This is a genomic window from Candidatus Cloacimonadota bacterium (assembly GCA_034722995.1).
In the GTDB taxonomy this organism is placed as follows: Bacteria; Cloacimonadota; Cloacimonadia; order JGIOTU-2; family JGIOTU-2; genus JAGMCF01.
Map to the genome: position 1 here is coordinate 6,021 of JAYEOL010000014.1, position 18,787 is coordinate 24,807.

General features: G+C 33.5%; 20 protein-coding genes and 2 tRNA genes. 12 read left to right on the plus strand and 10 right to left on the minus strand.

Annotated features, from left to right (window positions below):
• Positions 1-407: 407 nt before the first annotated feature.
• The 12 genes from U9R23_01620 (at position 408) to U9R23_01675 (ending at position 9,875) form a co-directional block, all read left to right on the plus strand.
• Positions 408-1,256 (plus strand): lysylphosphatidylglycerol synthase domain-containing protein, encoded by an 849-nt coding sequence (locus U9R23_01620; GenBank protein MEA3475135.1) that lies wholly within the window; start codon positions 408-410, stop codon positions 1,254-1,256.
• Positions 1,257-1,273: 17 nt separating this feature from the next.
• Positions 1,274-2,053: an inositol monophosphatase family protein gene (locus U9R23_01625; protein ID MEA3475136.1), complete on the plus strand. Its 780-nt coding sequence runs from the start codon at positions 1,274-1,276 to the stop codon at positions 2,051-2,053.
• 184 nt (positions 2,054-2,237) lie between these two features.
• Positions 2,238-2,315: transfer RNA gene (locus tag U9R23_01630), tRNA-Pro, on the plus strand.
• 141 nt (positions 2,316-2,456) lie between these two features.
• Positions 2,457-2,531, plus strand: a tRNA-His gene (locus U9R23_01635).
• Between the two features lie 339 nt (positions 2,532-2,870).
• Positions 2,871-3,104, plus strand: a complete 234-nt coding sequence (locus U9R23_01640) for a type II toxin-antitoxin system HicB family antitoxin (protein MEA3475137.1) — start codon at positions 2,871-2,873, stop codon at positions 3,102-3,104.
• On the plus strand, positions 3,097-3,321 hold the full coding sequence (locus U9R23_01645) for a type II toxin-antitoxin system HicA family toxin (protein ID MEA3475138.1): 225 nt from the start codon (positions 3,097-3,099) through the stop codon (positions 3,319-3,321). The genes U9R23_01640 and U9R23_01645 overlap by 8 nt, the downstream gene beginning before the upstream one ends.
• Positions 3,322-3,506: 185 nt before the next feature.
• Positions 3,507-3,710, plus strand: a complete 204-nt coding sequence (locus tag U9R23_01650; GenBank protein ID MEA3475139.1) for a DUF2281 domain-containing protein — start codon at positions 3,507-3,509, stop codon at positions 3,708-3,710.
• A complete protein-coding gene (locus U9R23_01655) occupies positions 3,711-4,079 on the plus strand; it encodes a PIN domain-containing protein (GenBank protein ID MEA3475140.1) in 369 nt (122 codons plus the stop codon).
• Positions 4,027-6,648, plus strand: a complete 2,622-nt coding sequence (locus U9R23_01660; GenBank protein MEA3475141.1) for a choice-of-anchor J domain-containing protein — start codon at positions 4,027-4,029, stop codon at positions 6,646-6,648. The genes U9R23_01655 and U9R23_01660 overlap by 53 nt, the downstream gene beginning before the upstream one ends.
• Before the next feature lie 928 nt (positions 6,649-7,576).
• A complete protein-coding gene (locus tag U9R23_01665; GenBank protein MEA3475142.1) occupies positions 7,577-7,876 on the plus strand; it encodes a PIN domain-containing protein in 300 nt (99 codons plus the stop codon).
• Entirely contained in the window at positions 7,857-8,057 is a 201-nt protein-coding gene (locus tag U9R23_01670; GenBank protein MEA3475143.1) for a hypothetical protein, read from the plus strand. The genes U9R23_01665 and U9R23_01670 overlap by 20 nt, the downstream gene beginning before the upstream one ends.
• Positions 8,058-8,219: 162 nt before the next feature.
• Entirely contained in the window at positions 8,220-9,875 is a 1,656-nt protein-coding gene (locus U9R23_01675) for a nucleoside kinase (GenBank protein ID MEA3475144.1), read from the plus strand.
• 52 nt (positions 9,876-9,927) lie between these two features.
• Here the strand turns inward: U9R23_01675 and U9R23_01680 are convergent, their stop codons facing one another.
• From U9R23_01680 to U9R23_01725, 10 genes are all read right to left on the minus strand, one after another.
• Positions 9,928-10,776, minus strand: a complete 849-nt coding sequence (locus U9R23_01680; GenBank protein ID MEA3475145.1) for a CoA ester lyase — start codon at positions 10,774-10,776, stop codon at positions 9,928-9,930.
• Between the two features lie 205 nt (positions 10,777-10,981).
• On the minus strand, positions 10,982-11,521 hold the full coding sequence (locus U9R23_01685; GenBank protein MEA3475146.1) for a transposase: 540 nt from the start codon (positions 11,519-11,521) through the stop codon (positions 10,982-10,984).
• Complete coding sequence (locus tag U9R23_01690) at positions 11,505-11,747, minus strand: hypothetical protein (protein MEA3475147.1); 243 nt, start codon at positions 11,745-11,747, stop codon at positions 11,505-11,507. The genes U9R23_01685 and U9R23_01690 overlap by 17 nt, the downstream gene beginning before the upstream one ends.
• Before the next feature lie 58 nt (positions 11,748-11,805).
• Positions 11,806-12,072, minus strand: coding sequence for a citrate lyase acyl carrier protein (gene citD, locus U9R23_01695; protein MEA3475148.1), 267 nt, complete (start codon positions 12,070-12,072; stop codon positions 11,806-11,808).
• Between the two features lie 8 nt (positions 12,073-12,080).
• On the minus strand, positions 12,081-12,716 hold the full coding sequence (locus U9R23_01700) for a radical SAM protein (protein MEA3475149.1): 636 nt from the start codon (positions 12,714-12,716) through the stop codon (positions 12,081-12,083).
• 51 nt (positions 12,717-12,767) lie between these two features.
• Complete coding sequence (locus tag U9R23_01705; protein ID MEA3475150.1) at positions 12,768-13,982, minus strand: amidohydrolase family protein; 1,215 nt, start codon at positions 13,980-13,982, stop codon at positions 12,768-12,770.
• 190 nt (positions 13,983-14,172) lie between these two features.
• On the minus strand, positions 14,173-15,255 hold the full coding sequence (locus U9R23_01710; GenBank protein ID MEA3475151.1) for a hypothetical protein: 1,083 nt from the start codon (positions 15,253-15,255) through the stop codon (positions 14,173-14,175).
• Between the two features lie 140 nt (positions 15,256-15,395).
• Positions 15,396-16,574, minus strand: a complete 1,179-nt coding sequence (locus tag U9R23_01715; GenBank protein MEA3475152.1) for an electron transfer flavoprotein subunit alpha — start codon at positions 16,572-16,574, stop codon at positions 15,396-15,398.
• Between the two features lie 84 nt (positions 16,575-16,658).
• Entirely contained in the window at positions 16,659-17,612 is a 954-nt protein-coding gene (locus tag U9R23_01720; GenBank protein ID MEA3475153.1) for a calcium/sodium antiporter, read from the minus strand.
• A 261-nt stretch (positions 17,613-17,873) separates the two neighbouring features.
• Positions 17,874-18,650: an MBL fold metallo-hydrolase gene (locus tag U9R23_01725; GenBank protein MEA3475154.1), complete on the minus strand. Its 777-nt coding sequence runs from the start codon at positions 18,648-18,650 to the stop codon at positions 17,874-17,876.
• Positions 18,651-18,787 lie beyond the last annotated feature (137 nt).

Genomic DNA, 18,787 nt, shown 5'->3' on the forward strand with positions numbered 1-18,787 from the left:
AGCGAAAATTCTTCTCAAAAAAGCCTTGAAATTGAACCCCACCTTTGAATTAGCACAAAAAAACCTGGAAAGAATTAGTGGTTTGCTCACGAAGACACATAAAAATATGAAAGCTACATGTCCTGAATCCCCAATTTAATCGGGGATGGGACACCCCATTAAATAGGAAAGGATTTAACCCCAGTGAAATAGGAAGAAATTTCACGGGGCAGGCAAAGGAGAATGAAAATAACACACCCCCTCCGATGAATCGGAGACCCCTCTTAATAGAGGGGAATTCCAAAAAATCCCCTCTTGAGAGGGGTGGACATCCCGATTCATCGGGATGGACGGGGTGTGTAACCTGCCTGTCCGGCGTAGCTTTAGCGTAGACGGACGTGCTATTTTCAGATGAAAAACAATAATAGATGAAACTCAAAAAGTCTATATTTTATAAAATAATAATCTCATCTTTATTCCTGATTTTCCTTTTCTATTTTGTGAAACCAAATCAAATTTTACAAGCTTTGGGACAAGCAAATCTTTTCTGGGTCCTCCTTGCACTATTACTACTTCCGATTAATTTATCTTTACAATTTCTAAGATGGAAATCATTAGTAGTTATAGGCAACAAGAATGTTCCAAATAGTGAAATACTAAAATCAATATTTTACAGTTTTTCATATAGTATTTTTACACCAGCAAGATTGGGTGAAATTGGGAGAGCATTTCATATTTCAGATTCCAAAAGAGGTGATTTAATTGCTCTTGCTCTCTATGAAAAAATTTTTGCTTTTTGTTCACTCTTGCTCTTTGTTTTATTATCTTTAGTATTCTTCAAAAGCCATTTTTATCTTTTGGGTTTATTTATTTTAGCTTTAATAATAGTAGAGTTAAAAAAAATTGTAAAACTAATACCCTATTTTAGAAAATACGAACAAATTATCCAAAGAGTTAACACATTAAAGATATCTTTAATATCTGTAACTTTAGTCTTTGTGTATATTTTTCAGTTCTATCTAATACTAAATGCTTTTAAAAATGTTCCATTTTTTCATTCAATTTTTATGATTTCATTAGTTATCTTTTTTAACTCGTTACCAATAACTTTAAGTGGTTTGGGCATACGAGAATTACTTTCTGTATGCTTTTTTAAAGTTCTTGAGGTTTCACCAGCAAGTGCTGCAAGTGCGGCTTTTCTAATATTTTGCATCAATATACTAATTCCAACTTTTTTGGGATTTGTATTGCATTTAATCCCCAAAAAAATTAAGTAGAAGGATTTTATTTTCAGATGATAACGAACAAATTTTTAGAGATTGCAATTACTGCTGCAAAAGAGGCGGGAAAAATCATAAATGACAATTTCCATAAACAGAAAAAAATATCTTATAAAGGCAAGATTGACCTTGTTACAAATATTGATAAAAAAGCTGAAAACATTATTATAAAGATTATAAGAAATTCATATCCAGATCACAATATCCTGACAGAAGAAAGCAAACATTCGCAAGACCCACATCAAGAATTCTGCTGGATAATTGACCCTCTGGATGGCACAACTAATTATGTCCATGAATTGCCATTTGTTTCTGTTTCTATTGCATTACAGAAAAATAGAGAAAGTATAATTGGCGCTGTTTATAATCCAATCAATAATGAACTGTTTTATAGTGAAATTGGGAAAGGCAGTTTTAGGAACAAACAAAAGATAAATGTTTCAAAAAACAATGATATTTGCAAAGCTTTCCTTGTTACTGGTTTTCCTTACAATATGGAGGATGAGCGGCGAAATAACATATATAACTTTACTAAAGTGATAAAGAGATGCCAGGGAGTGCGCAGATTAGGTTCAGCAGCAATTGACTTATGCTATGTAGCTGCTGGAATCTTTGATGGTTTCTGGGAATTGGAACTTTTCCCCTGGGATACTGCTGCTGGAATATTAATTGTAAAAGAGGCTGGTGGAAGAATTTCTAAGATCAATAATGAAAAATTTTCCATATTTGACAAAGAAATCGTTGCAACAAATGGTTTTATTCACAATGAACTTTTGAATATTTTTGCCACTTAATTCTAAAATCCTTACATTTTTTGGATATATTATTTTCCAGTGTTTCTCGGTGTTCTCGGTGGTAAATTGTTTTTGGTCTCAGTTTATCCAAGTTAGGAAATTAAGCAAAACTTGACAATGAAATAGCAAAGGGATAATAAATTTGTCATTTGTCATTTGTCATTTGTCATTTGTCATTTTCTGCCGGGGTGTAGCGCAGTCCGGATAGCGCGTTTGAATGGGGTTCAAAAGGTCCCGAGTTCAAATCTCGGCACCCCGACCAGTTTTTAAATGCAAAATATAAAATGTAAAGTTGTCAATTGAAAATCAAAAATAATATTGAATAATTTTCAAAGGTGCAAACCTCAGGACATTTTAATTTTGAATTTATAATTTTTAATTTATAATTTTTAATTTTTTTGTGGTGGATGTAGTTCAGCGGTAGAGCCCCGGATTGTGGTTCCGGTTGTCGTGGGTTCGAATCCCATCATCCACCCCATCTGGCAAAAACCCGAGTCGGGTTCTCTGAACTCGGCTCGGGTTTTTTTATTTCAGCAGACTGGACTTCATCCCGATTTACCTGTCCTGTGAAATCTCTTTTTTCTATTTCACTTAGGATCGGGATGGAGTTCAGAATGCGTAATTCGTCTCAAGTCCAGTTTCTCCGCCAGCTGGCGGACGGAGAACGGGTGTGCCTCTGTGGCAAGGTATTTTCAGATACAAAATAAAAAAACTTGACAAACTAAAAATAAAAAATTCTACATAAATTTAAATCAAAAAAAAATAAATCCTCCCTCGGAGGATAAAAAAGGAGTTAAGTAAAAACGAAAAAAGAAGTATGAAAATATTAAATTATAGAATTTTGTTTAGAAAAGAACCAGAGGGTGGTTATACAGTCATAGTTCCTTCCCTTCCCGGTTGTGTTACTTATGGAGATACAATAGATGAGGCAATAAAAATGGCAAAGGAAGCTATTCTATTATATATAGAAAGCTTAAAAGTGCATGGTGAAGAAATACCAACAGAGGACGGAACCTTTGAATATACATTAACGGTAAAAGCTTATGCCTAAGCTTCCTTCTATTACTCCACAAAAAGTTATTGCGATACTTGAAAAGAAGGGATTCATACTGGATAGAACTAAAGGAAGCCATCATATTTATTACAACATAGTGACAAGAAGGCGAGTCGTGGTCCCATTCCATAAAAAAGATTTGCCAAGAGGAACTTTGCTTGAAATTCTAAAACAAGCAGGCATAACTAAAAATGAGATAAGAGACTTGCTCTAATGAAAAACTTTACTCAAATGCCCAAACTATGGAAAATGCAACCTGTCCTCCATAAAACCATACTTCGCCTAGCCACAACCTCGATAAAATCAGGACATTCGCAAGGTTGGTACCAAAAAAAATTAAAAAATTTGACAAAAGATTTATGAGAATATTGTATATTTAATATCTTTAGGGAGAAACTGATGCTTACATTAGAGGAATCAATCAAGGTGTTACCACCAAATCTTAAAAAAGAGGTTTTTGATTTTGTCCAATTCTTACTATGTAAACAAACAAAAAGAAAAACCCAATTGTCATTAGATTGGGCAGGAAAATTACAAAAATATAAAAATCAGTTTACTTCAGTTGAACTACAAAAAAAAGCGTTAGAATGGTGGATACAATAGATGTATCTAATTGATAGCAATATCTGGCTTGAACTTCTCCTAAAACAAGAAAAATCTGATGATGTGGCTGATTTTCTAAAAAATATTCAGCTGGAAGAGTTAAATATTAGTGATTTTACTTTATATTCAATCGGTATTATTCTGAGCAAATTAAAAGAATTTGATGTGTTAAAAAGATTTCTTTATGATGTTATTTCAAAAGGAAAAATAACTATTCTAAATGTAAATCCGACGAATTTAGAAGCAATAATTGATATTGAACAAAAGTATAATCTAGATTTTGATGATGCTTATCAATATGTTGTTGCAGAAGAATATGACCTCGCTATTGTTAGTTTTGATAAGAACTTTGATAACATGGGATATTGAATTAGGTGTAACTCCATTTACTCCAACAGGAACTCCTACTCAAACTGGTGTAACAAATCCATATACTTATGGTAGCTTATTACCAAATACAACTTATGATTGGTATGTTCGTTCTGATTGTGGTAGTGGAAGTTATAGTGATTGGGCAGGTCCAGGTTCATTTACAACTGATGATGGAAAAGCAACCAATCCTGACCCTGCAGATGGAGCAACAAATGTGGCTGCAACATATACAACACTTGATTGGGATGATGTTGCCGGTGCAGATAGCTATACAATAGATATTGGAACTACTACAGGTGGACATGAGTTAGTTGATGATGGTGCTTGCCCATCAAGTCAATATACTTATGGTTCAAATTGGACTTATGCACAGCATATCTACTGGACAGTAACGACTGTCTATACTGCTAAAGCAACTGTTGTTGGTGATGAATGGGATTTTACTGTTGAGCATGACCCATCTAAGCTATGGGAAAGCTTTGAAGGAACTACCTTCCCACCAGATGGCTGGACACAGAAAAATCTTGGGGATAACACAAGTGGTGTAACCTGGGCGAGAACTACATCCTATCATCATACTGGTTCTGCAAGTGCGTATTGTAACTTTGGATCTTCTGGTGAAGCCCAGGATGAATGGCTAATTACACCAAGGCTGGTAGTCAGCGCAGGTGATACTCTTTTCTCATTCTGGTATAAAACATATTCCAGTTTTGGTGCAACAGTAAAAGTGCGACTATCAACTACCAATACTGATACAGCATCATTTACACATACTCTAATGACATTAGGTGCTCAAAGTGCTTGGGATAAAAAAGAAGCAAACCTCACCAGCTATATTGGTAATAATGTGTATATTGCATTTCAGTATCTTGGTACTTATGATTGGTATGCTGCTATTGATGATGTTGAAGGTCCAACACTCTTTGTAGGTCCTCCTAGAGCACCATCTAATCCTTCACCAGCTGATAGTGCAACAGGTGTATCTAATACAGCAGATTTAAGCTGGACTAACGGATATCAAACTGAAAATATTGATTTGTATTTCTCTACTGACTCATCAAAGGTTTATAACAAAGATGCTACTGTGCGTGTTATTACAGGACAAAATGTTGAAACTTATGATCCTGGAACAACGGCTTATAGTACCAAGTATTTCTGGAAAGTTATATGTAAGAACAGTGCTAAGGCAGAAACTGATGGTCCTTTATGGAAATTTACAACAGAACAAGACCCGAACTATGGCTCTGGAACAGGCACACCTCTTTACTACTTTGCAAACAGTTTAGCAACTGGCGCACCTTCTCATCCAAGTTATAGCTGGATTGATATTTCTACAACTGGAACTGATGTAATTGGAACAGTTGATGGAGATTCCAAAGTTGGTGGACCATATAGTATTGGATTTGATTTTAATTTCTTCGGAACTAACTATAATCAATTCTGGATTGCTGCTGATGGTTATATATGTTTTAGTTCAATAACTTCAAGTGAAATGACAAATAGACATATTCCAAATACATTAGGTGTAGGAAATATTGTTGCACTTTTCTGGGATGATATGAATCCTGGAGATACCTCTGTATTAGATAGACATATTTATTATGGTACATACGGTGGTAATATGGTGATAACTTATTTGCATTTACCAGAATATAATTATAGTCCAGATGCAGATGGTTGGATAACAGCTCAAATAATTCTGAAGCCAAGTGGAAATGTCAAATTGCAGTATAAGGAGCATGGCACTTCAATTGATTTAAATGGTGCAACTGTTGGAATAGAGAATTTTGCTGAAGATGCAGGTGTTGAGTATCATTATAATACAGATGGTGGTCCAATATTCAGTTCACCGCTTGCGGTAGAGTTCGGCACAGACCCGAATACTCTACCAGTAGAACTGATATCAGGCTCACTTACCGCAGAGTATGCAGTAAATGAGTATGGAAGTGAATATGTTGTAATCAGCTGGGCAACTGCAAGTGAGACAGATGTACAGGGATTCAATATCTGGCGTTCCGAGGAGAATGATTTCAGCACAGCGATTCAGGTTAATCCCGAGGAGCTTATTTCTGGAACTAATACCAGCACAGAGCATACATATACATATCATGATGAGACAATAGGATATGAAGAACTGCACGCTGGAGATATTTATTATTACTGGCTTGAAGTTGTAGACCTTGGTGGCACCTCATCCTATTCAGATGCATTTGAATTCGTTGTCCCGGATAACTATGAACCACCTGTCCCACCAGAACTTCCATTAAAGATTGGTCTGTATCAGAATTGTCCTAACCCATTCAATCCGACATTTGGAAAGACCAAGATATGCTTCTACCTTGAAGAAGGAACCAATGCTAATGTAGAAATAAAGGTATACAATATCAAAGGTGAACTTGTAAAGACTATCTGGAATAGATATACAGAATTTGAGAAGCATCCAGTTCCCGCTGTCTGGGATGGCTGTGATGAGAATGGAAGACAACAGGCTTCTGGTCTCTACTTCTACAGAATGCAGGTTGATGGTAAGGATAAAGAGATAAAGAAGCTGCTTTTGATTAAATAAAGAATTTCAAACTTCTATTAAACCCGAGTCAGGTTTGCTTGCAAGCCTGATTCGGGTTTTTTTAAATAATTTCAGCAGACTGGACTTCACACCGAATTTATTCGTGGTGGAGTTCAGAATGCATAGCCGTTAAATAGTAATATCATTTAATGCAACAAGATGCTTGTGGTAACTTAAGTCCAGTATCTCCGCCATTCGGCGGATCCCCTGAACTCAAGTCTCAGCAGACTGGACTTCATCCCGATTTACCTGTCCTGTGAAATCTCTTTTTTCTATTTCACTTAGGATCGGGATGGAGTTCAGAATGCGTAATTCGTCTCAAGTCCAGTTTCGCTTCCCTCCCCTGAACTCGAGTCTTCAGAATACGAGACACAAGCAAGTCCACATCGTCGCGGCATTGCTTTGCTCCCCCGATATGGTTTACCCCGTCCCGAATGCTTTCGGGACTGGGGTCATTCCCTACTAAATACTGCCCGCCCTGTGTAATTGCTTTGCACCACTTCGTGGATTACACTGGGCAAGCATTTTACCCTGTGAGATATTATATTGCCTATTTGTTTCTCTCATCCTTCATTAAGTTTTATCTCACAGGGTGAACAGGGTAAACTTCCCTGCGGCGTAAACTTACGAGCTGATTTTCGCTACCTTCCAATGAATTATAAAATTTGACAATAAAAAATTTAATAATTTTAATTGTTTTATCTGAGTTCTCACTTCTGAGATGAAAACATCTAATATTTTCTGTAAAAGTATAAGAAATGAATTTATGAAAATCTATCTTGATATAAATATTTATAATAGATAATTTGATGATAAAAGTCAAATTAAAATTAAACTTGAGACACAAGCAATTGAACTCATCTTTAGTTTAATTGAGATGAACAAAATTAAAGTAATTTGGTCTTCTATTCTGAGTTATGAGAATTCATTGAATCCCTACGAAATAAGAAAGAATAATATAGAAAAAATGAAACAACTTTGTGTTAGTAATATCAACACGAATAATGAAATACTTGCTTTTGCAGAAAAGTTAGAGAAGGATTACAATTTCAAACCAATAGATGCTTCTCATATCGCAGTTGCCGAATTATCTAAATGTGATTATTTTGTTACTTGTGATAATTTTGTTGTTAGAAGGGCAAAAAAGGTTCAAGAACTAACAGTTAAAATAATAAATCCTATTAACCTTTTAAGAAAGGAGTTTTTAGATGAAACAGAATCTATCTGATATAGAATTATATAATAAAGGATTTTATCTATTACTAAAAAATTTAGGGTATACTAATACTATCCGGTTTGTTAGCAAAATCTCTGAAAGTAAAGATGATTACCTAAAAATAAAAGAAAATATATTTAAAAACAAGACCATTAAGGAGATTTTTACAGAATCCTCTAAATTTAATGAATAAAATAAGATTAGCAAAGCATAACTTTGGCTTGACAGAATAATCTTTGTATTATTGAATAATTTCAACATTTAGTAGTTTAATCCTAATCAAAATTAAGAATTATTTGAAGATATAAACCAATTATAATTTGACAACAATATTCTCTATTTTTTGAATTAAAACATGAAAATAAAAATAATAAAAAACAGCATTATTAAGAGAGTTATAAATTCTAATAAAGAAATTACTCCTCTTGAAATAATTAAAACGGAAAAAATAAGCTCAAAATATATTATTACAGCTGCAAAGATAAATAATAGGATTGTAAGTTTAGAAAAGACAATTGAAGCAGACTGCACACTTGAAATCTTAGATATTAGCACCAAAGAAGGAATGAGAGTTTATCAAGATTCTCTGTCTATGGTTCTGATTCGTGCTGCGCATGAACTTTTTGAAAATGTTCAAGTTGAGGTTAAACATTCACTTGCTGATGGATATTACATTGAAACCTTTTCAAGATTTCTTCTTACTGAAAGTGATGCTGCAAAATTGAAAAGAAAAATACGAGAATTAATCAATAATGATGAAAAATTCGTTATGAATGAAGTTAATCTACAGGAAGCTCTAAAGATTTTTGCCAATGATAATATCAAATTAAATTTCCTTAAATACTATAGTGATAAAAAAATTTTAATATATCAATTTGGAGAGATTTGTGACTTTTTCAATGGTCCGCTTGTGCCATCTTCTGGTTATTTACAATTATTTGATTTGAAATATGTTCCTCCGGGAATAGTGCTTCGATTTCCCAAAGTTGACAATCCAGATAGGATTGGGAAATTCCAGAGTCAACCAAATCTTCTAAAAATTTTTACTGAATACGAACGTTGGGGAAACATTCTTAACTTATCTTATGTTTCAACTTTAAACCAAAAAGTTGAAGAGTTTCAGATTGATGAAATCATTCAGGTTTCAGAAGCCCTTCACGAAAAGAAAATCGCACAGATTGCTGAAGATATCTATCAAAAAAGAAACTCTATCAGAGTAATTCTCATCACAGGACCTTCTGGTTCCGGTAAAACAACTTTTGCCAAAAGGCTTTCAATTCAATTAAAAGTAAACGGACTTTCTCCTTTTATGATTTCCATTGATGATTATTTTCTGGACAGAACAAAAACTCCAAGAGACAAAAACGGCGATTATGATTTTGAGTCTATAAATGCTTTAGACAAAAATCTGGTAAACCTGCATATCAAAAAACTTTTAAATGGTGAAGGAATTGAAATTCCAAAATATGATTTTGTTGAAGGAAAAAGGGAAAAAATAGGTCAGAAAATAAGACTTACCGCTGAAGATATCCTTCTTATTGAAGGGATTCATGCACTTAATAATCAAATCAGTCAAGATTTGGATAGAAGGAATAAATACAAAATTTATGTAAGTGCATTAACACAACTTAATCTTGATAATCATAATCGTATTTCAACCTCTGATACAAGAATTATTCGCAGGATAGTAAGAGATTCTCTCTTTAGAGGATATTCCGCATATCAAACAATAAAGCGATGGGATTCTATTAAGGCAGGAGAACAAAAATATGTGTTCAAATTTCAAGAAGAATCTGATGCAATGTTTAATTCTGCATTAGTCTATGAAATGGGCGTTCTTAAAAAGTATGCAATTCCAACTTTACAAAAAGTATCATCTGAATCTTACGAGTATAGTGAAGCTCAAAGGCTTATTAATTTGCTCTCTTTTTTCTTGAATATTTCTGAAAATTCTATTCCGAGAAATTCAATTATTCGTGAATTTATATCCGGAAGTGGATTTAAGTATTAAAGAATAATAGCACACAAAAAAATGCTGATAAAAGAAGCGGTAAATTATCATTTCACGCTTCACGCTCTTCGCTTATCTTAATAATTCTTCTTGCTCTTTCAGCCACTGGTTTATCTATCATTTTTCTACCAAGAGAAGCAGTCCCTTTTCCTTGTTTTTTTACAGTTTCAAGAGCTTCTATAACTTTTTTGGCATACTCAACTTCTTCTTCTGTAGGCTGGAAAACTTTATTTATTATCTCAATCTGATTTGGGTGTATGACGCCCTTTCCATCAAAGCCAAGAGATTTTGCAAATCTGGTTTCAGATTCTAATCCTTCAATATCATTAATATCAGAAAATACAGTATCGCTTGCCTGGATTTCATTTGCTTTTGCAGCCATAACAATCATTGCTCTTGCCCAAAACAATTCCTTGCCTTCTTTTGTTCTTTCTGTTCCAATATCGCGAGTAAAATCCTCAGCTCCGAAACATAGCATAACAACTTTAGGGCTTGCAGATACAATCTCATTTGCATTCAATACACCTTTTGCTGTCTCAATAATAGGTGATATCCGAATCTCTTTCTCGCCAATAATCTCTTCCAATTCTTTAACTTGAGAAGCAAGCTCAGTTTTTGGCAAAAATATAATTTCTGCTTTTGAGTTAACGGCCATCTTAGCATCATCTTTTCCATAAGATGTATCAAGCGGATTTATTCTTACTCCCTTTTCTGAATTACCAAAATCAACATTCTGAAGAGCATGTTTTACAAGGGTTCTGGCAGCATCCTTTTCTGAAGGTGCAACCGCATCTTCTAAATCTAATATAACTGTATCAGCAGAAAAAACTGCTATATTTTGTAAAAGGTTGGGGTTATTACCAGGCATATAAAGCCTTGTTCGTCGTAGTTTGTCTTTCATATTTCTCCTTTCTCATTACCAAGCTGGGGCTTGGTAATGAGGAGATATTGGGGCTTGGTAATGAGGAGATATTGGGGCTTGGTAATGAGGAGATATTGGGGCTTGGTAATGAGGATATATAAGTTCTCTTTACCAAGCCATCCCCTTCTCTTTCTCTTTACCAAGCCCCAGCTTGGTAAAGCAATATAGAAGCCCGAGCTTCTTATTAAAACTCCAGTTCATCAACATCCATTATATAATCTTTCCCTGCATAATTTCTGGCACTAGAATAAATCCAATGTTCTGGTTCTGAAACTAATCCTCTTTTTACAGGATTAAAATGGATATAATTTATCTTCTGATTTAACATCTCATAATCCTTAATTATTTGGGGGTGGCTTCCTTCTTGCCAAACCTGATATTCAGAATCCTTTTTCCCTTTCTTTTTATAGTATTTCAAAAGGTTTAAAATCCATTTTCTTCTATCACTTTTTAGTTTTTTTATTATTTCTTTGGTAGTATAACTTTTGAGATTTTTTATAATCCTACTAACATTGTTATTGGAAGAGACTATAAGATGTAAATGATTATCCATTATAACATAATAATGAATTTTCAATCCCTGCTCTCTTCTATAAAATTTTAAGTTATCTATCATTATATTACAACATCTCTTGTTAGTAAACATTGGTATCCATTCAACTATAGTGAATGTGATAAAGTATAGCTCGGTAGCTTCATTGCTAAATTTATATGAACTTCTCATAGGCTACTCCATTGCCATTACCAAGCTGGGGCTTGGTAATGAAGAGATATTGGGGCTCGGTAATGTGAGGATATATAAGTTCTCTTAGCATCTTTCTCTTTACCAAGCCTCCCGATAAATCGGGATAAAGCAACTCTAAACATTCTTCGCTTCCTTTCTCTTTAAAGCACCCCACTTCTCTTCCTTTCTCTTTACCAAACCATCCTCTTCTCTTTCTCTTTACCAAGCCCCAGCTTGGTAAAGCATAATCGGGGATTGATAAAGTAATACTCTATTCAGTCCTATTAAACACTCGCTCTTTGCAATGCACATTCCAATCTTGCTCTAATCACCCAATCAAGCGCACCATAATCGTCTATCTTTATAAAAATCTTCTCAATATTATTTTCTTTTATAACTTTCCTAATTGTTTTTTCAATTTCTTTTCCAAACAACTTTTTTACCTTACTATTAATCTCAATTTTCAAAGTGTCATAGGACTCAATACTAACCAAACAATCAGACCTTTCAAACTTTCCACAGGTTGAATTATGTTTAATCTTGTTTTGCATATTCCTCCTTAAATTTTTCTCATTCTATCATTATAAATAATCTTATGTAACTGTAACTGCATTCTGATGGGGATTTTTTCCTCTTTTATCCATTCTGCAAGAATCCTCGGTTCTATCATATTATAAGCTGGGGAAAATAAAACATTATATTGTAGTAAATTATAATCTTTAACTTTTTCTATAGCCCAATCAAAATCTTTTTTATCAGTTATTACAAATTTTATCTCATCTTTTAAATTTAGATAATTAATATTCTCCCAATTCATTTTATGAGACATTTTACTACCCGGGGTTTTAATATCAACAATTTTGATAACCTCTTTTGGAACTCTATTCAATAAAATAGAACCATTTGTTTCTAACAATATCTGATATTTTTCCTTAATGAGTTTATCTAAAAGAAGGTATGTATCCTCCTGTAAAAGCGGTTCTCCACCAGTTACTTCAACCAATGATATGGGACTATATTTTTTAATTTCTTTTAGAATTTCATCTACACTAAGTTCAAACTCCTTAGTATAGGCGTATTTTGTATCGCAATATACGCAGCGAAGATTACATCCTGATAATCTTATGAATATACAAGGGAGTCCCGCAAAAGTGGATTCTCCTTGAATGCTGTAAAATATTTCTGATAATTCCATAAAAATTCCAAATAACCCAAATCCACTTTATTCCCTTATTCCTTTATTCCATTAGAAAGGCAGATAAACAAAATGTTTCTTATATCCCAGCTTCTTTTCAATCTTGTTTAATATATTCTCTGGATGTCCGATAACAAACATTTTTTGAGAATCTACTTCAAACAAATAGAAATTTTTTGCATCCCACGAGAAATATTTCAAAAATTCTACCCTACCAAAAACTGGTTTTCCGCAATACATTAGAAGTTCAATATCAGAGGTATTGATATTTAGAAGATTTTCGTAAGGGTCTTCTACAATTCTTTTTGTAATAAGAATATTTGCATCTTTATTTAATTCTATTTTACCATTATAATTATCAAGCATCAATGCTTTTGCAGGATTTTCTGTAACCATTTTAAATAGTAGTGGTAAAGATAGTTGCTTGAATGTTCGGTTTATGTAGGCAAGTTCTTTTAACAGATTTATACTACCAGACAAAGTTGAATCAGTCCCCACACATAGATTAATATCCAGGTTAAGCACTGTATCAAGATTGAGGGTAGTGCCAAGCAAAAATATATTGGAATTTGGACACCATGCAATACTTGCCTCTATATCTTTAACTTTTTTCAACTGATTTTTCGTTAAAGCAGTACAATGAATAAGAATAGAGTTGCTTTTTAGCAAATCCATTTCTGTCAATCTATTAAATGCTATTTTAGCATCTTCATCAATACCTTCTGCTAAATGTATAATAAAAGGCATAATATTTTCTGTTTCCTGCATCTCTTTTTTGAGGTCATCACCACCCCACCAATTCTTTAAAATGATTGAATGCCCTTGTCTATAATTAGAGATAATTTTTATAGGAAAAGAGTTGTAGTATTCACTTTTTTGATTTGGAATATGGTCTTGAACAATTGTAACGCCAGAAAAGATATTCTTATACACTCCCAATTTTGCCATTGCTATACCATCATTTTCTGTAAGGTCAACTAGAGAGCCTTTCCAGAATTTGTCTCTTTCTAACACCGATTCTGAAGTTTTCATATCCTTAACCCAGATAGCAGTGTTTTTATAAGGTCTATTTGGAGCACCTTTTGGTAGCCAATTTCCAACAAGATGATCGTGAATATTTATCAATGAAGGATATGCAACTAAATCTTTACAATCAACTAAAATATTATCATGAGATTTATCAGATATAAGACCCTTTTCAATACATATATTCCTGACACCACTGTTTTTCCAATCTTTCACTATTAGTAAATCTGAAAATTTCATATTTCCAACCTTCTAACGTCTGGGGTATATAAGAAGTTGCCGAAGGCAATTTGGGCAGAGGGTCTGCAAAAAGACCCATAGCCTTATATCCCCTGTTATGTGCCCCGAATGGAGCGAAGCAGAGTAAGAATGCAATGTGGTTGAGGGAATGAATGGCCAAGCATTCCGAAGAAGTTGGGCTAAGGCAGGCTTAAATTTTCTTAAATGAAACATGGCAATCTTCTAGTTTATTCAGGAACTTCTCATCAGTAATGTCAAATTCCCTCTTAATTCTTATTCTTACTCTATCATAATCGCCTTTATTTGTTATTTCCACTGAACTTTCTAACTGTAATTTTTCTGACAGGGAAGATTCCTTATCAAAGATTTTTAAACCTAAATCTCCTGATATTTGATTGACGTCCATGTCTCCTTTCTTAATGAAGATGTTCAAAACGAGGGTGGTTTTATGAGTATTAATAGAAATCCAGATGTGATTTCCCTCTTTAAAGGAGACATAGAATTTTTGATTCCAATTTGGCCCTTCAACACCTTCAAAATTTTCATTAATAATGCTAATAAGTTCGATCAGTTTATCTTTTATTTCTTTTCCACATCTTTTACTTAGATGCCATTCTTCGCCGTTGCTTAACCATGGTCTGTCCTTTCTGGAAGCATGTTTGCCAATTTCAAATTTTTTTGTTGTGGGAATTGGGATAATTATTTGCGGTGATAAAAATAAGTTTTCACCATCTTTGAAAAGAGATACCTCAATTATTTTAATATCTATGCTATGTTCTCTCAGCCATAAAGCGACAGAACCTAATTTTTCTTTTAATTTGCTGCCAGCAATAATGATTCTCTGATCCTGATTTATATCTGGTATTTCATCAATACCGGCACTTAAACAAAATTCCTCAAACTTTTCATTAAAATTAAAATCTTCTTCTCCCTTTTCAGAAAAATAATTATTCGCTTGTTTCTCTAAATCATCATATTCCCATCTTGAAACATAAGACGCATATCTTAATGACTGAATATCAACAGGATGTTTAAGCTTTCCCTTCTTTAATTCAATTATGACTACTTTCCCATTCGTGTCTACAGCCAATAAATCTATTCTGTCATTAACTTCTGGAATTTGAACCTGCCTTCCAAATATTAGTAATCTTTCACCTAAAATGGAGGATTCGTGTTCTATCCAATCCTCTAAATCTTGTTCTAACTTTTCTTCTTGTTTGAATTTCGTTTGATTTAATTTTTCGACTTCTTTTTCTCTCACTTTGTACAACATCTTATTACCTCCTAATGACTGAATCAATTATAAATCTTTTTAACAGCCTCCCTTAGCCCAATTGCACATAAGTTATTAATAACTATAAAATAAAATCATATAATCCAACAAAATTTTAATCCTTAATTATCAAAACATACCTATTTAAGATTCTTAATTAATTCTGGTATCACTTCAAAAAGGTCTCCCACAACACCAATATCAGCAAATTTAAAAATTGGTGCTTCTGAATCCTTATTAATTGCAACAATTATATCAGAAGATTTCATACCAACAATATGCTGAATTGCACCAGAAATTCCGCAAGCAATGTATATTTTTGGTTTAACAGTTTTGCCAGTCTGGCCAACCTGATGAGAATATGGTATCCAGCCGGCATCCACAGCTGCTCTTGATGCACCAATAGCAGCATCTAATTTTGAAGCTAATTCTCTTAATAATTTAAAATTATCACCGCACCTAATCCCCCTACCACCAGAAACAATTATATCTGCCTCGGTTAGATTAACCTGTTGTGTTTCATCTTTAACAAATTGTAATAATTTTGATACAATTTTTTCTGAATTAAATTCTACTTTCTGATTAATAATTTTGCCGGTTCTTGAAATGTCTCTTTCCAGAGGAGTCATAACTTTATGCCTAACTGTAGCCATTTGTGGCCTGTTATTTGCACAACGAATTGTAGCCATAATATTACCACCAAAAGCAGGTCTGGTCTGTAGCAATTGTCTTGAATTACTATCTATCGCAAGTCCTGTGCAATCTGCTGTAAGTCCAGTTTTTAACTCAACTGCAACTCTGGGTATAAAAGACCTGCCAATTGAGGTTGCCCCGCATAAAACAATCTCAGGTTTATGTTCTTTTATGATTTTTACAAAAGCCTGAGTGTATGCTTCATCAATAAAATCTTTTACTGTTGGATTATCAACAACATAAACCTTATCAGCTCCATAAAATATTAACTCTTTGGCTTGCTTTTCAATTCCATAACCAAAAAGCACGGCAGAGAGTTCTGTTTCCAATGTATTTGCCAGCTCTCGTGCTTTACCTAATATCTCGTAAGTAACTGGCATAATCTCATTGTTTCTTTGCTCAGCAAAAGCCATTACGCCTTTATAATTCTCTATAGACTCTGTAGGTGTAACTTCTTTTTGGATTATAATGGCGTCAAACGGACAAGCAGGAATGCAAGCTCTGCAAAGTGTACACTTTTCCAGATCAATAATTGCATTCTCTGCTTCCAATCGTATCGCTTCATAAGGACAAACTGGAATACATTTTCCGCAACCTGTACATTTTTCAACAATTATTTCAATCAATACTACCCCCAAAGTTAAAAGAATAGAATAGAAATTTTTTAGTCAAGATACTTAATGCTGATATCATATAATCAAGCTGATTCATCATTTGTGAAATAATAAAATTACATATAAGATATAACAAATCACTAAAATAATTCCATAAACTTTACTGAACCTTTTACCAATTTTTGAGAATAGAAGAAATAATAATGATATTCCAAGACAAATTAATATATCAAAAATTACACTTGATTCTATTGATATCGGACTGATGGTTGCCGCAATTCCCAACACAAGAAGGATGTTAAAGATATTACTTCCCACTATGTTACCAATTGCAATTGATATCTTTCCTTTTGCTACTGCAACAATAGAAGTAACAATTTCTGGAATAGAAGTCCCAAACGCAACTACTGTTATTCCAATTACTTTTTCGCTAACTCCCCACATATTAGCCACAATTTTAGCGTTTTCTACTGCAAGATGACCACCCAAAGCTATACCTGCTCCACCTATGATTGTTAGACCTATCGCTTTGCCAATAGAATATTTTTCTTCCTGAACAACTGTTTGTTTACTCCTTCTATCTTTAACCGCCATTCTTGATAGATAAAAAATAAAACCAATAAAAAGCAGTAGAAATATTATTCCTTCAGCTCTTGAATATATGCATAAATGGGAACCTCCTTTTGAATAATTCAATCCAAAAAGTAGCATCAATACAGTAACAGCAACCATAAAAGGCATTTCTTTCTTGATTGTGCTGGTCTCAAAAAATAAAGGTTTCATTAGTGCAGCTATTCCTATTGCAAGACAAATATTAGTAATATTACTTCCTATTACATTCCCAAGAGCAATGCCATTTACTCCAGTAATAGATGCCTTTATACTAACAGCAGCCTCAGGAGCGCTTGTGCCAATAGCTGCGATAGAAAGCCCGACGAATAGTTGCGAAACCCGACAATATCTTGCAATCTGTGATGCTCCATCAACAAAAAAGTCAGCTCCTTTTGCTAATAAAATAAATGCAATAATTAGAAGAATATATGGAAGCATAATATTATTAACTCACCTTACGCAAAAACTTAAATTTTATCACAACAAAACAATTACAAATTACAAATTTCTAATTTTCACCCTTCGCAGTCCCGATTGTATCGCGACGGAGAACGGGTCTAATAAAATATCAAATGACAAATACCAAAAAAACTTAATCTTGGACATTTAAACTTTGACATTTTATTTGTCATTAGACATTAGGATTTAGAAATTGGTCTGTGCCTGTGTGATGAATACACGGATGTGTAACATCAGCGATTAAACCTCTATCCAATCAGTGGGTTTGTGCTGATATGCAATATAAAGGTTACAGTCAGGTTTTTTATCGTTTAAAATTTTTGACATTTCATTACGAGCGATTTCCGGTTCATTATTCTCCTCACTTAGATGAGCTAAAACAATATTCTTTAGATTAGGATTAATAATCTCATCTATCAACTCGCATGCTTGAGAATTTGATAGATGACCATTTTTGCTATTTATCCTTTGTTTTATCCACCATTCATAAGGACCATTAATAAGCTTATCAAAATCATGATTACTTTCTAAAATAATTGTTGATGGGTCTTTTGTTTTTTCTTTTACAAGCTTGGTTGGATATCCCAAATCTGTCAATATTACAAGTTTCTGTTTAGAACCTCTTTCCCGAATTTTGAAGCAAGAATTATCCGCACTATCATGAGGAACAGAAAAAGGCTCTATCAAAAATTCATTAAAAGTGAAAGGTTTCCCATTTTCAAAAAACTTTACATAATCAACCTTTCCAAGACGATAATTTGCTGCATTAAGAGTTAACTGATTTATAAAAAGCGGGATGCCTAATTTTCGCGCTATAGGACCGGCCCCTCTTATGTGGTCAGAATGTTCATGCGTAATAAATAACGCCTTGATTGAGTTTTCATCTACTCCGACTTGATTTAATCTCTCTAATATTTTTCTGCAAGAGAGACCTGCATCTATCAAAATATTCGTCTCACTACCCGAAACCAATATTGAATTTCCCTTGCTACCACTTGCTAAAATACAAACTTTCATCTAAAAATCTTATTACTAAATTTTGTTTGATAAATTTTCTGAATGATTTTTTCTGTCAATCTAAAACTTGAATCTAAGCTATTGTAAATTGTCATAAATTAATTTCCTTTAATAAATACAATTTTTGCTATTATTGT